The following is a 16,574-nucleotide window of genomic DNA, read 5'->3' on the forward strand; positions in this document are numbered from 1 at the left end:
GCGAGCCTATTCAGGTTTAATGATTCTCTTAACTCGTAGCTCTGCACCATCTTGAATGTAGAGCAGGTACGTTCCTGACTTGACAGTGCTCATGTCTAGCTTTAGGTTCTTACCTGTTACTTCTGAAATAATGGTCTTACCCGCAAGGTCTGTGAGATAAATGCTCACCGCTTCGGCGGATTGGATTGACAAAACATCTGATGTTGGGTTTGGATATATCAATAGGCTTGCCTCAGCTAATTCATCTTCCACTTCGAGGGTCTCTTCTGTAGCTGTCTCTTCTGCTGTTCTTGCACTAGCATTTTGGGTTTCTGAAGATCTACTGGAATTGCATGATCCCCTACGTCCTCCATCGTCAATGATCCACCCATATTCGCTGATCAATTGCTCACGTGCATCAGCTCCTGAGCAGAACTCAACTGTTCTAGCTCCCAGAAGCACCCCTGCATTCAGATTTTCTTGTGCAGCCCAACCGATCAGCAGTTTATCATAATTGGTTCTGCTGATATTAGAGAAATTAAATGCCTCGTCGGCTCCTGTGCCAGCTCCTGCTTCTAAACCGCTTACATCCCAGTTGCTAAGGTCTTGATCAAATACATCCAAGTCGTAGATGTTTGCAACAAATGTAGTACCATGAAATATTCGACTCATATTTTTCAAACTGCTTACTTCCCAATTTCTTACGTCTGTTTTATGACGAATTTCAACCCCTTCAAACATGCTACGCATATTGGTCACGTTGCGTACGTCCCATTCGTCAATTCTCATTGACATAACTCCAATGGATCGAAACATATCACTCATGTCCGTCACATTACTCACATCCCAATCGTTTAGATCACTAGAGAAATTATCAGCGTTTCTGAACATACCACTCATATTGGTCACATTACTTACGTCCCAGAGTTTTATATTCCTGTTGAAACTAATGATACCTCGAAACATGTGACTCATATCCGTTACCTTATTTACATCCCACGCTTTCAATTTTTCATTAAATGAAGTTGCATTTTCAAACATGCTACTCATGTTGGTCACCTTACTTACATCCCACGCATTTATTTCTTGGTCAAATGAAGTTGCATTTTTAAACATGCTGCTCATATTGGTCACGCTGCTCACATCCCAGTCATTTAGATTATCAAAGTTGCCATTGAAATCAGAAGCACCTTCAAACATGCTACTCATATTGGTGACTTTCCTTACGTTCCATTTTTTGAGACTTCTATTGAAAGTGGTGGCTCCAGCAAACATGTGACTCATATCTGTGACTTTGCTCACATCCCATTTCTTAACTTTGACATTAAAGGAAGTAGCACCAAAGAACATCCTACTCATATTGGTGACCTTACTTACATTCCAGTCCGTTAATTCGAGACTATTATTATTGAAGGACCTGGCTCCTTCAAACATACTGCTCATGTCAGTAACCTTTGCTGCATTCCAGCTGTCAACGTTTCTGTTGAATTTGGATGCACCAGCAAACATGCTACTCATATCTTGGACATTGCTTACATTCCATTGATCCACTCGTCTGTTGAAAGAGGTCGCGTCTTTAAACATGCTGCCCATATCTGTCACGTTGCTCACATTCCATGGTCTTAGATCAATACCATCATTATTATATGCAGTGGCACCTTCAAACATGCTACTCATATTGGTGACATTGCTCACCTCCCACGCGTCTATTCTTCTGTTGAATGAGGATGCTCCTGCAAATAGGGAGCTCATGTTTGTTACGTTGCTCACATCCCATGAGTGTAGGTCCTTACCATTATTATTATACGATGTGGCATCTCCAAATGTGCCAGACATGTTGGTGATATTACTGACATCCCAATTGCTCAAGTCGCCATTAAAGTTGGTCGCGCCAGCAAATGTCAAAAACAAATTTGTTGTCCTACTTAGGTCAGGCACATCTGTAGCACTAAATGATTCTCCTGACCATAAATAGAAACTACCTGCAAAATTTTCCCATGGGATGTCTCCCCAGTTCAGTACATCTACTAGATCCTGGTTGTTAGCGTGATCATACCTGAAGTGAGGGAAAGCTCCTCTGATTGCTAACGTGTAGCTACCGGCAGCTGAAAAAGCAGTGGTAAAATCACCGTCTGATAACTTATGCGCACCCGATGCGGTAGTGATGCCGCTAGCATCTTTCCATTCATATTCAAAGTCATAGTCAAATGCTGAGTTGATTTCAATGGTGATTTCCTGCTCTCTCGATATAGACCATTCGGTAATGAACTCATTGCAGAACGGAAACTTCCCTGCATCAGTGATACTCCATCCAAAATTATCGTCAAGCACTGTTCTAGCAGCACCAGCTTCACAGTATGAGCGTCCGGAAGCACCAAATATTACTCCAGAACGAACTTCTTGTTGTGACCAGCCAATTAGAATTTTATCATAGGTATCCGTTGTAATTCCTGATCCATTCAACATGTTACTCATGTTGCCAACACTGCTGATATCCCATCCACTAATATCTTGATTGAAAACATTTGCATTTACAAACATCCGATTCATGGTTGTAACATTAGTGGTGTTCCAGCCACTGATATCTTGATTGAAAGCTAAAGCAAACCGGAACGTACGTTCCATATTAGTTACGTTACTTACATCCCAGCCAGAAAGGTCCCCATTGAAAGATGACGCGCCCTGAAATAACCCGAAGAAATCGGTTACTTGATTCAAATCAGGGACATCTTTTGCAGTAAATTTTTCACCTCCCCATGATCGAAAACTTTCTTTAAAACTTTCCCATACGACATCTCCCCATTGCTTCACATCTAGCAGTTGATCTTTGGGGTAGTCTTGGAAGTGTGGGAAAGCGCCTTCGACTTCTAAAGTAAACTCACCTGTTTCAATAAAATCCGTAACAAAAGCTCCATCTGCTGAAGTATGCGTGCCCGAGGTTAACTCCGCTCCTTCCACATTTTTCCACGTATAGGTGAAGTCATAACTAAGGTTTCCATTGAGGCCAATAGTAATACTTTCTCCGGCAGTTGCTGACCATGAAGTGATGAAAGACTTGAAATTGTCTACACGTACAGTCCATGCTTGAGAAGCGCCATCTGCAGCTGTCACTGTATAGGTAACCGGGTTTACGAAAGACTGTGACTCTTCACTCGCTGGGACACTGGTGGAACCGTCAAATAGTATGAAAAATGGAGTAAGTGCTGAACGATCCGCTCCTTTAGGTAGTAATACGTCAATTTCAAAATTGGCGGCATTAATAACCGTTGATCCAAATTGTCCAGCAATGGTGAAGTTCCGAATATCTATAGTACAAAACCTTTCATCTCCGGTAATGATCCAATTTTTATCATTGGTTAACACATTTTTTGCTTCCTCTCCTTCACAGAAAAACAGGCTACTTGCTCCCAGGTTTACACCTTCCTGAACATCTTGCTGTGACCATGCGATTAATAGAGCATCGTAATTCTCTATAGATAAGCCTGAGTTTTCCAGCATCCTTGACATGTTGGTGACATTGCTCACATTCCACCCGCTGAGATCTCCATTAAAATTGGTCGCATCCGTAAACATTCGGTTCATATTAGTGACACTACTTACATTCCATCCACTTATATCACTATTGAATAGTGATGCCCGTTGAAACATTGAAACCATATTCGTGACATTACTGACGTCCCACAAACTCAGATCTGGGCTATAAGTGATCTCAACAAACATTTGATTCATGTCTGTGACATTACTGACGTCCCATGCACTAAGGTCGGAATTAAATGATACAGATTGAAAGAACATAAACGCCATGTTGGTGGCACTACTGACATTCCAGCCACTCAAGTCTGAGTTGAATAGTGGTGCCCGTGAAAACATGCCAGACATGTTCTGAACGTTGCTCACATCCCATCTACTGAGGTCTGTACTAAAATTGACTGCATCTCTAAATGCAACGAACATATTGGTGACTTGTGTTAAGTTAGGAACATCCGTAGCACTGAAACCTGTACCTGGCCAACCTTCAAAACTTTCTTCAAAGCTTCCCCAAACAATATTCCCCCACTGTACTACGTCCAGTAATTGATCTTTTGGATAGTCTCTGAAGTGAGGAAAAGCTCCGCTGATCGATAAGGTATACGTACCTGCGGCTGAAAAAACAGTGGTAAAATCACCATCTAATGATGTGTGTGTACCTGATGCTGTAATTCTTCCATTGACATCTCGCCATTCATAGTTAAAGTTGTACGCAAAGTCAGGGTTTAGTGGGATAATGAGCGCTTGTCCTGCTATAAGAGACCACTCCGTGACAAACTCATCGCAGAACGGGATCTTCCCTGCATCGTTAATGATCCAGCCATGGTCATTGATCAATCGCTCTCTTGCTTCTGCCCCTGAGCAAAACTTAATATCTGGAGCCTCTAAAAGAACATTTTCTTGAAGGATCTCTAATGCAGCCCAACCGATTAGTATCTGGTCATAGTTTGCGGAAGAAAGTCCGGAATTACTAAAAAGTCCTTTCATCAATTCCACATTGCTGACTTTCCAGTTGCTAAGGTTCTGATTAAAGCTACTCGCTCCGGAAAACAAACCACCCATGCTAGTAACATTTTCAACATTCCAGTTGCTGATGGCTCCATTGAAATTGCCTGTATTTCTAAAAACTCGTCTCATGTCGGTGACGCTACTGACATCCCAGTTGCTAAGATCTTGATTGAAAGTACCTGCTCCCTCAAACATACGAAGCAAGGTGGTCACATTTTTGACATTCCAGTCATTGATAGGGGTATTAAAGGAGCTGGTATTTTCGAACATCTGTGACATGTCCGTCACTCTGCTTACATCCCAGGAGCTTATGTTTTGATTGAATTTGGACGCTTTTCTGAACATACTGTTCATGTCGGCGACATTCTTTACATCCCAATCACTTAGGTCACTATTGAATGAAGTGGCGTTTGCAAACATGCTGCTCATATCCGTTACTTGCGTTAGGTCCGGAGCATCTGTTGCACTAAACATTTCTCCAGGCCATTCACTAAAACTTCCCTCAAAGCTTTCCCATTGGATGTCTCCCCAATTGAGTACATCTAGTAATTGATTTTTGGGATAGTTGAACAGATGTGAAAAAATACCACTGATCGAAAGGGTGTAAGTACCAGCCGTTGACAGTGTTGTGGTGAAATCCCCGTCTAATTTGGTGTGCACCCCAGATGCAACGGTGGAATCATTGGCATCTTTCCATTCGAAGGTAAAGTCATATCTGCGAGTCCTATTGAGTTGGATGGTTATATCCTGTCCATCAGATGAGGTGGACCACTCGGTGATAAAAGGGTTTGATTCTTGTGCACGCAGTGGCAACAACGAAATGCAACCCAAGAAAAAAATGAATAGATATTTCTTATTCATCGCTGATAATATTTAGTTTAAAAAATAATTGAGATATAAGGTGAATAAATCCACCTGCCCTGAAGGGTGACATGCACCTTTCAGGGGTAGATAAATAGTTTGATAGATGATTCGCCTATTCAGGTTTAATGATTCTCTTAACTCGTAGCTCTGCTCCGTCTTGAATGTAGAGCAGGTACGTTCCTGATTTGGTAGTGCTCATGTCTAGCTTCAGGTTCTTGCCTTTTACTTCTGAAATGATGGTCTTACCCGCAAGGTCTGTGAGGTAAATACTGACTTTTTCGGATGATCGAACGGACAAGACATCTGTGGTAGGGTTTGGATACACCAATAAGTATGCTGCATCGGCTACTTCATCTTCTACCTCAAGGGTCTTCTCCACCTTATCTGTCTCTTCTGTTATTCTTGCGCTAGCATTTTGGGTTTCAGAAGATCTGCTGGAATTGCATGACCCCTTGATCCCCCCATCCGTAATGATCCAACCATATTCATTGACCAATTTCTCTCGCGCATCAGCTCCAGAGCAGTAGGTTAGATCTTTAGCTCCTAGAGGTACACCTTCGTTTAGGTTTTTGAGGGATGCCCAGGCAATTAGCAGGTTGTTGTATTTGATATCGTCCAGGTCAGAATCATCAAACATATTACTCATGTCTGCCACGTTACGCACGTCCCATTTAGTCAAGTCTCTGCTGAATCGTACAGCACCGTTAAACGTGTTGCTCATATCTGTTACATTACTAACATCCCAATCGTTTACTTTAACATTAAACTGGGTAATGGAAAACATAAAACTCATATTGGTGACCTTACTTACATTCCAGTCATTCAAATTATTGCCTATATGAATTCCCTGTACTATGGTCCCGCCATTAAGGAACTTTTGGGCAAATAAAAACATCCCGCTCATGTCTCTTACTTGACTTACATTCCAGGCACTTAGGTCTTTATTGAATCTCTCAGTCAAAGCAAACATGTTACTCATGTCCGTAACATTACGCACGTTCCAATCTTTTATCTTTTTATTGAAAAGGCTAGCTGATTCGAACATGCTACTCATGTTGGTCACTTTGCTTACGTTCCATGTGTTTAGGTTAGAACCGCCACCGTTGAATTCGGATGCGCCCTTAAACATGGCACTCATATTGGTGACTTTGCTTACATTCCAGTTTTTGAGATTGCGATCGAAAGAGAAGGCTCCAGCAAACATGTTACTCATATCGGTAACCTTACCGACATTCCAATTCTTCACTTTCTGATTGAATGAGGAGGCTCCAGCAAACATGCGACTCATATTGGTAACCTTACTTACATTCCAGTCCTTTAAGTTGCCGTTATCATTATTACTATACGGGTTATCCTCATTATTGAACGAAGTAGCTCCTTCAAACATACTGCTCATATCGGTGACTTTTGCCGCATTCCAGGAGCCAATATTTCTGTTGAATTTGGATGCCCCAGCAAACATGCTACTCATATCTTTGACATTGCTCACATTCCACGTGTTTATCTTTCTGTTGAACGAGGACGCCCCTGCAAACATATGACTCATGTCCGTTACACTGCTTACATTCCATGATTTCAGGTCATGACCATCATTATTATATGCAGTAGCCTCTTCAAACATGCTACTCATGTTGACGACATTACTGACTTTCCATTCACTTATATCTTGATTGAAAGAAGTGGCTCCCTCAAACATGCTACTCATATCAGTGACGTTATGGACATTCCATTTATTTAGGTTGTAGTCGTTATTATTAAATGCAGTGGCTCCTTTGAACATCTTATTCATGCTGGTGACTTGACTTACATCCCAGTCACCTAGCAGACGATTGAAAGAAGTTGCTTCTTCAAACATGCTACTCATATCCTTGACATTGCTCACGTCCCAGGTGTCTATCCTTCTATTGAACGAGAACGCTCCAGCAAATAGGTAGCTCATGTTTGTTACGTTGCTTACGTCCCATGTGAATAGGTCAGCCCCGTTATTATCGTATGACTCGGCACCTATAAATGTGCCATACATGTTGGTGATGTTACTAACGTCCCAATGACTTAAGTCGCCATTAAAGTTGGTAGCGTCAGCAAATGTCAAAAACATATCTGTCGTCATACTTAGGTCAGGTGCATCCGTGGCACTAAATGATTCTCCTTTCCATAAAAAGAAGCTTAGTGCAAAATTCTTCCATTCAATATCTCCCCAATTGAGTACATCTACTAATTGTTTTTTATTGTGATCGCATCTAAAGTATGGGAAAATTCCACTGATAGCTAACGTGTACGTGTCAGCTGTTGGAAGTGTCGTGGTAAAATCTCCTCCTGCCGAGGTGTGTACACCAGATGTTAAGATGGAATCATTGGCACCTTTCCATTCATAACTGAAGTCATAGTCATAATCTGTAAACAGTTGGATGGTGACCTCTTCTCCATCAGATAAAGTGATCCACTCGGTGATAAAAGGGTTTGATTCTTGTGCACGCAGGGGCAGCAACGAAATGCAACCCAAGAAAAAAGTGAATAGATATTTCTTATCCATAGCTGATAATATTTAGTTTAAAAAAAGTTGAGATATAAGGTGAATAAATCCACCTGCTCTGGAGGGTGACATGCACCATGGGGCAGATGGATTTTAACCCGGATAATGTGGGTTTATTAAAAAAATCTGGTAACCTGAAACTCGATTTTAAAACTTATTAAAACCCTCCAAATTCTTGTCTTTTCGACGTTAGGAGAAATATTTATATTGTTTTAGCTGATACTTAAATGTTTAAATCGGTTCTTACATGAAAAAAGAAATCTCAATTCTTCGATTTGACCGGGTCACGTTGACAAAAATTTGGAGGTCTGTTTTCAAAAAAATAAATCGAGTTTCAGGTTTGTAGGCTACTTGCCTATTCTGGTTTAATGATTCTTCTCACCTCTACCTCTGCATCGTCTTGAATGTAGAGCAGATACGTTCCTGATTTGACAGTGCTCATGTCTAGGGTTAGGTTCTTGCCTTTTACTTCTGAAATAATGGTCTTACCCGCAAGATCTGTGAGATAAATACTCACCGCTTCGGCAGATTGGACTGACAAAACATCTGAGGTAGGGTTTGGATACACCAATAAGTATGCTGCATCAGCAACTTCACCTTCTACCTCGAGGGTCTCTACCGTATCTGTCTCTTCTGCTATTCTTGCGTTAGTGCTGGAATTGCATGACCCGCTGATTCCTCCATCGTCAATCCTCCAACCAAACTCATTGATGAGCTTGCTACGGGCTTCAGCTCCTGCACAAAACTTATGCTCTGTAGGGCCAAAGCTCACACCATTTTGTAAGACATCTAATTCTGCCCAGCCAATGAGTAACTGATTATAAAACTGGAAATCTTCAGTTTGTTCAAGCATCTGGGACATATTTGTAACACTACTCACGTCCCATTTACTTATGTTATTGTTAAATTTTCTGGCGCCAAAAAACATACTGCTCATGTCACTTACTTTACTGACATCCCAGTTTTTCAGACTTTCATCTTTTCCTTTAAAGTCAACTGCCTGAGCAAACATGCTTCGCATATTTATAACACTTCTTACTTCCCATTCGCTTAGATTCTTATTAAAATCAGTCGCTAACTCAAACATGCCTCCCATGTCTGTTACATTACTTACATCCCAGTCTTCTATTTTGGCATTAAAATCAGTGGATCTGAACATATTAGACATATCGGTTACATTACTGACATCCCATTCATTCAGGCTATTGGGGTTAATATCTATGATCCCAAGTCCAGTATCCCCTGTATTGAAAAAGAAGGCCTCTCTGAACATACTGGACATATTGGTAACATTACTTACATCCCAACGTGCTAAATTACGATTGAAGTTTCTTGCCAAATAGAACATACCGCTCATATTGGTCACACGGCCAACATCCCAATCATTTAATTTTTGATTGAATTTGGAGGCAAGAGCAAACATATTACTCATATTAGTTACTTTACTTACGTCCCACCTATTGAGCTTTTTGCCAGTACCTCTGAACTCTCCTGTGCCACCGGCGTTGAATTTGGATGCACCGAAGAACATGTGGTTCATATCTATCACATTTCCCACATCCCAACCTTTTATTCTTCTATTGAAACTCGTTGCATGTTCGAACATATGACTCATATCTGTGACTTTGCTCACATCCCAATTGTTCAGATTGTCACCGCCCCCATTGAAATCATAGGCGTTATAAAACATGTTATTCATATTTGTGACCTTGCCAACATCCCAGTTACTGATGTCTTGATCGAATTTTTGAGCGTTTCTAAACATGCGACTCATATCTGTGACTCTATCTACATCCCAGCCCTTTACTTTTTGGTCAAATGAAGTGGCTCCTTCAAACATGCTACTCATATTCCTGACCCTACTTACATTCCAGTCATTGAGGTCGTTACCGTATCCATCGAAATTAGAAGCACCTTCAAACATGCTACTCATATCTGTAACCCTGCTGACATCCCAGTCGGTTAGATTTCCATCAAAAGCTGTAGCGCCTTTGAACATGCTACTCATATCGGTGACCCTTCGCACATCCCAACCAGACAAGCGTTTTGCAAAAGAGGTGGCATCTTCAAACATGTGACTCATATTCGTCACCCTACCTACATCCCAAACGACCATGTTTTGGTTGAATTTGGCCGCTTCCTTGAACATACTGTTCATATTTCTAACATTACTAAAGTCCCAGTGGCTTAAATCACCATTAAAATTCCTTGCAGACTCAAACATGCTACTCATATCTGTAGCTTGTGAGAGATTGGGAGCATCTTGAGCGCTAAAGGTTGCTCCATTCCACCCTCTGAAACTACCAGCGAAACTCTCCCAAGCGATATCTCCCCAGTTTATCACATCCAATAATGCAATTTCTCGGTAGTCAAACAAGTGAGGGAAAGCCCCACTGATCAATAAGGTGTGAGAGCCTCCTCTTGATACTCTTGTGATAAAATCCCCATCTGATGAGGTGTGCCTACCCGATTCAACCACATCACCATTCTCATTTTTCCACACATAACTAAAGTTGTAATTGAGGTTTGGGTTTAGTTCAATCGTCAAGCTGCTTATTATTCTCCATTCGGTAATAAAAGGGTTTGATTCTTGTGCATAAATCAGTGTACTACCCAAAAGTATGAGGGAATACAAAATAATCGTTAGGTAATTTTTCATAATTATAATTTGTCCATAGTTGTAAATTCTTAAGTCGTCATCGTTTCCGATTTAAGTCCCTAAAAGGGGTTGTTTTATGATCAAGGAATGACCTTATTTGAGTTCCAAATTATTGGCATCCAAGTAAAATTTTAACACAGTAATTATGTTCGGTTTTGACTCTCTGAAGACTTTTTTGTAGCAAATCAAAAAGTGTCTTCTCCCCAAGTAGACTGCATTTCATTGCCATTTCAGCCTTCCTTTTTTTCTTGACAAAAAAAGGAATCGCAACGGCGAACCGTCAAAAAACTCAACAGGAACGCCTGCCCGGAAATTTGAAAGCTGCCTCCACAGTAGCCTTCCCGCGCCCGCCAAACTTTCATTCCCGCCCTCCTACATGCAATAAGGTCGGAGATATTTAGTTGGATTTTAATCATTTTCATATAGGTAATTGCCAAGATCAAAAAGTGTGTCTGTCGTCCTTTGTTATCACTTTTGACAATAAGGGACAATGAAAGGGGACTGATAACAGCCCCCTAGCTGCATTCCGCCTTAGTGAAATGCTTCCTTAGTTGCTTTTTAGCTGTTGGCAATTGGCCTTTGGCTATTTTGCTTTTTAGTTGGTTTTGATTATTCTGTGTGAGCTAACTTGACCATCAGATTTTATCATGAGGAGATACGTTCCGTTTCGCAGTTGGCTCAAGTCCATCTGGAACAGGCTTCCTTGTTTCTCCCCAATGATCACTCGCCCATTCAAATCTGTCAGACTGATGGATACTTCTTCCTTCGTTTTCACTTGAAGTACATCGCTCACTGGATTGGGATATATTCTGAGATCTATCTCATTATCCAGCCCTAAAGGACTGTCAACCACCGTGACTGTCACTGTCCAATCTTGTGTGGTAACTCCATCTTCTGCTGTAACGACGTAGGTCACTGGATCGGTAAAATCTTGTGCTACACCGCTTACTGGATTGCTCGTCGCGCCTTCCGACAAAGTGATCGTCGGAATAAGCGAACTTACTTCTGTGCCAAACTCCACTTCGATAGCCACCGTGTGGTCTATGGTATTGATCGCTGCATCTTCGGCTCTCTCTGCAAGTATGAATGTCAGGATATCCGTATCGGTATCTGGTTCCTCGCTATCTATGGTTACTGTAACTGTCCAGTCTTGGGTGGTCACTCCATCCTCTGCCATAACGACATAGGTCACCGGATTAGTAAAGTCTTGTGCTACACCGCTTGCTGGATTGCTCGTCGCGCCTTCCGATAAAGTAATCGTCGGAACAAGCGAACTTACCTCTGTGCCAAACTCCACTTCGATAGCCACCGTATGGTCTGTGGTGTTGATCACTGCATCACCAGTTCGTTCTGCGAGTATGAATGTCAGGATATCTGTATCGGTATCTAGATCCTCACTACCGATGGTTACCGTAACTGTCCATTCTTGTGAGGTAGTGCCGTCTTCTGCTGTAACGACATAGGTCACTGGGCTGGTAAAGTCTTGTGCTACACGGCTTGCCGGGTTGCTGGTAGCGCCTTCCGATAAGGTGATCGTCGGAACAAGCGAACTTACCTCTGTGCCAAACTCCACTTCGATAGCCACCGTATGGTCTGTGGTATTGATCGCTGCATCTTCGGTTCTCTCTGCAAGTATGAATGTCAGGATATCCGTATCGGTATCTGGTTCCTCGCTATCTATGGTTACTGTAACTGTCCAGTCTTGGGTGGTCACTCCATCCTCTGCCATAACGACATAGGTCACCGGATTGGTAAAGTCTTGTGCTACACCGCTTGCTGGGTCGCTGGTTGCCCCTTCCGATAAAGTAATCGTCGGAACAAGCGAACTTACATCTGTGCCAAACTCCACTTCGATAGCCACCGTATGGTCTGTGGTGTTGATCACTGCATCTTCGGTTCTCTCTGCAAGTATGAATGTCAAGATATCCGTATCGGTATCTAGCTCCTCACTATCAACGGTTACCATAACTGTCCAATCTTGTGTGGTAACGTCATCCTCTGCCGTAACGACATAGGTCACTGGACTGGTAAAGTCTTGTGCTACACCGCTTGCTGGATTGCTCGTCGCACCTTCTGATAAGGTGAACGTAGGAGTAAGGGCACTTACATCCGTACCGAAAGCTACTTCGATAGTCACTTCGTGATCGATTATGTTGATCATCGCAGCATCTGTTTGTTCTGCGAGTGTAAATGTCAGGATATCGGTATCGGTATCTGGTTCCTCACTATCTATGGTTACCATAACTGCCCAATCTTGTGTAGTAACTCCATCTTCTGCTGTAACAACATAGGTCACCGGACTGGTAAAGTCTTGTGCTACACCACTTGCCGGGTTGCTTGTTGCGCCTTCCGATAAAGTGATCGTCGGTGCCAATGCGGTTACATCTGTACCAAATTCTACTTCGATTGCTATCGTGTGATCTACTACATTAATTAAAGTAGCGCCTGTTTGTTCGGATAGTTCAAACGTTAAAATATTTGTCTCCATATTTGGAGCTACTGCTACTTCAACCGTCCATTCTTGTGTGGCAATACCATCTTGTGCTGTAATGGTGTAGACTACAGCATCGCTAAAGTCTGCTTCTTCACCACTTACTGGATTACTGGTAGCACCCAGCGATAAAATAAATGTCGGTACGAGCGCTGAGACATTTGTTCCGAATCCTACTTCGATAGCGATGGTGTTATCGACTGTGTTGATCACCGCAGCACCTGTCTGTTCTGCGAATTCAAAAGATAATATATCTGTTTCCTCACTAGGTGGAGCCACGCTAACAGAAATGATCCAATCTTGTGTGGTAGTACCATCTTCTGCGGTAACGATGTAAGTTACCGGACTGGTAAAATCCACTTCCTCACCGCTAGCTGGATCAATTGTAGCTCCTGGCGATAAGGTAATGATCGAGGTAAGGGTATCCAGTACATTCGTAAAAAGTACTTCGATGGATATGGTATGATCATCCGTATTGATCACCGCATCTCCTGTTTGATTCGTCAAAACAAATGAGAGGATGTCCGTCTCATCAGAGCAAGATTCATCTGCGTCAGTGATGCTCCACCCAAAATCATTAGAAAGCACTGACCTTGCAGCGGCAGCCTTGCAAAACGTAATGCCTCCTGCTCCTAAACTGACACCCTCTTGCAGGCTGGGTAAAGCTGCCCAGCCGATTAATATCTTATCGTAATTCTGTGAGGTAAGTGAAGTTCCATTAAACATGTTGTCCATCCTAGTTACTTTACTCACATCCCAAGTGCTTAAATCATCATTAAAATTGGTCGCACCTCGAAACATATCTCGCATTAACGTGACATTACTCACATTCCAGGAACTTAGACCACTATTGAAACTACTAGCGCCATTGAACATGCTAGTCATAGTGGTTACACTACTCACATCCCAAGAGCTAATATCAGAGGTAAAGCTTACAGCCCCAGAAAACATAAATCCCATAAGTTGTGCATTACTCGTATTCCACCGGCTCAGATCGGCATTAAAACTGCTTGCACTCCGAAACATTTCAATCATATCCGTTACATTACCAACGTCCCAAGAGCCTAAATCAGCATCAAAATTACTTGCACTCTGAAACATACTTCGCATAGACGTGACATTACTCACGTTCCAGGAACTCAGATCAGCATCAAAATTGCTTGCACCCCGAAACATATTTTGCATAGACGTGACGTCTGTGAGGTTAGGTGAATCGGGTGCGCTAAAACTTTCACCCGGCCAGTCCCGAAAACTTTCTCCAAAGCTTCCCCAGACTATATCTCCCCACTGCTGTACATCTAGCAGTTGATCTTTCGGGTAGTTTCTGAAATGCGGGTAGGTACCTGTGATTTCCAGTGTATAATTACCTGTTGTTGGCAATTCCGTATCGAACGAGCCATCGCTTGTCGTATGAGTACCCGATGTCACTTCATTCGCTAATTCGTCTTTCCATACGTAATTGAAATCGTACGTAAAACCTCCATTCAATGCAATGGAAATGGTCTCCTCATCTATGGTCGTGGACCAGGAGGTGATGAAAGGACGTTGATCGGATAGATTTACATTGATGGTCCAGTCTTGTTCGGTAATTCCATTCTCAGCTACTACTGTGTAGATTACCTCATTGGTAAAGTCTTGCTCCACGCCACTTTCTGGACTGATCGTGGCCCCTTCCGACACGGTCAGCGTTGGCACAAGGGATGTCACATCTGTATTTTCAGTTACAAGCAAGTCTACCGTATGATTGTCTGTATCTATGGTTGAAACTCCCACTTGCCCTGGTACACTAAAACTTAAAATATCTGTTTCGACGGGCTCTACAACTACCGTCACTTCCCAGTCTTGCACGGTAATCCCGTCTTGGGCTGTTACTGTATAAACAACCGGACTGGTTTCCGACTCGCTAAAGTCAACAGCATCACCACTGACAGGCGAAATAGTTGCCAATTCCGACACAGTGATCATCGGCACCAATGATTCAATGGGTGCATCAAAAGCTACTTCCGCACGTATCGTATGGTTTTCTTTATCAATCTCTGGGGTACTTATCTGCTCTTCTAAGGCAAAGGATAAAATATCTGTTTCATCATTGGCTTGTGCTTGAGCGGATACCGTCACTTCCCAGTCTTGAACGACCGTAGTTTCTGCACCGTCTACTTGGTAAGTGACCGTATAAGTAACAGCACCTGAAGAAAAGTCTACTTCTTCACCATCTGCTGGTGAACTAATAGCCCCAGCAGCTAGCTCAATAGCCGGAGAAAGTGCTGTAAGATCCGTACCAAGAAGCACCGTGGCAGCCACAGTAAAATCGTCCGAATCGATGGTAGTTTCGCCTACTTGCTCTTCGAGACTAAAGGATAAAATTCTGGTGAATTCTTCACAGGATTGACCTGCATCTGTGATCGTCCAGCCTAAGCCTTCCAATATATTTTTTGCTTCAGTTGCTATGCAAAAAGTGATGTCACTTGCTCCAAAGCTTACGTTTTCTTGCAAGCCTTCCAACGCAGACCAACTGATTAATATCTTGTCATAGTTAGCCGTAGACAGATTCGAAGCGTTAAGCATGTTACGCATACTTGTTGCCTGCCTAACATCCCAACCACTTATATCTTGATTAAAGGCCAATGTACTTTCAAATACACGCTCCATGTTGGTGACATTTTCCACATTCCAGTTACTAACATCACCGTTAAATAAATCCGCTTGTCTGAAAAGGGCCTGCATATTGGTGATATTGCTCACATCCCAGGAATTCAGGTCCTGATTGAAATTATCGGCATCACGAAACATTACAGACATATTTTTAACTTGACTCAAATCAGGTACATCTGTCGCACTAAAGCCTGTACCTGTCCAGTCTTGAAAACTTGCACTCATACTTCCCCAGACGATGTCTCCCCATTGCCGCACATCTAGCAGTTGATCTTTTGGGTAGCCTTGAAAATGTGGGAAGGCACCTGTGATTTCCAGCGTAACTGTACCTGTTAGACTAAATGGCTGTACTATATCTCCGGTCACTTCTATAGCGGAAGCGATCTCCGCCCCGGTATCGTCTTTCCAGACATAGCTAAAGTCGTAAGTGAGACTGTTATTTACTGGTATGGTAATTTCATCACCGTCAGTCACCGACCAGGAAGTGATGAACGGGCTTTGCGCCATGCCCTGAAAGGCTAGCATAACCATGAAAGATATGGTAAAGTAAAATTTTTTCACAGTGCTAAGGTTGAATTGACTCATCGTTGACTTAAATCTTTTTACAAAGGATTTTGAGATAACATCATCCGCACAATCACGGATTAGTTTAATTTATTCTGCAAATAAGTATATTTATGGACTGTAAAATGACAGGGTGGCTACCTACATATGCCCTACATGGCTATATACATATGCCCTACAAAAAGAACACTGCTTAATAAAAAAGCGTGGAATAGACCTGACTTAAGCATGTAAATGTTTTGTATTGTGGAGAGGGGAATAATCACATTATCTCTACTCTAAAAACAACCGTCAAT

General features: G+C 42.3%; 4 protein-coding genes. All 4 read right to left on the minus strand.

The genetic code is table 11. The annotated features are described in order from the left end of the window. Nucleotides 1-6: 6 nt before the first annotated feature. Nucleotides 7-5,376: a BspA family leucine-rich repeat surface protein gene (locus tag ABJQ32_05765; protein MEP5289136.1), complete on the minus strand. Its 5,370-nt coding sequence runs from the start codon at nt 5,374-5,376 to the stop codon at nt 7-9. 115 nt (nt 5,377-5,491) lie between these two features. Further along, the gene (locus ABJQ32_05770; protein MEP5289137.1) at nt 5,492-7,912 is read right to left on the minus strand and encodes a BspA family leucine-rich repeat surface protein; all 2,421 of its coding nucleotides are present in this window, start codon (nt 7,910-7,912) and stop codon (nt 5,492-5,494) included. 355 nt (nt 7,913-8,267) lie between these two features. Beyond that, entirely contained in the window at nt 8,268-10,571 is a 2,304-nt protein-coding gene (locus ABJQ32_05775; protein MEP5289138.1) for a BspA family leucine-rich repeat surface protein, read from the minus strand. Nucleotides 10,572-11,166: 595 nt separating this feature from the next. After that, on the minus strand, nt 11,167-16,275 hold the full coding sequence (locus ABJQ32_05780; protein MEP5289139.1) for a DUF5018 domain-containing protein: 5,109 nt from the start codon (nt 16,273-16,275) through the stop codon (nt 11,167-11,169). Nucleotides 16,276-16,574: the final 299 nt, after the last annotated feature.

The sequence above is a fragment of the Marinobacter alexandrii genome, from assembly GCA_039984955.1.
Lineage (GTDB): Bacteria > Bacteroidota > Bacteroidia > Cytophagales > Cyclobacteriaceae > Ekhidna.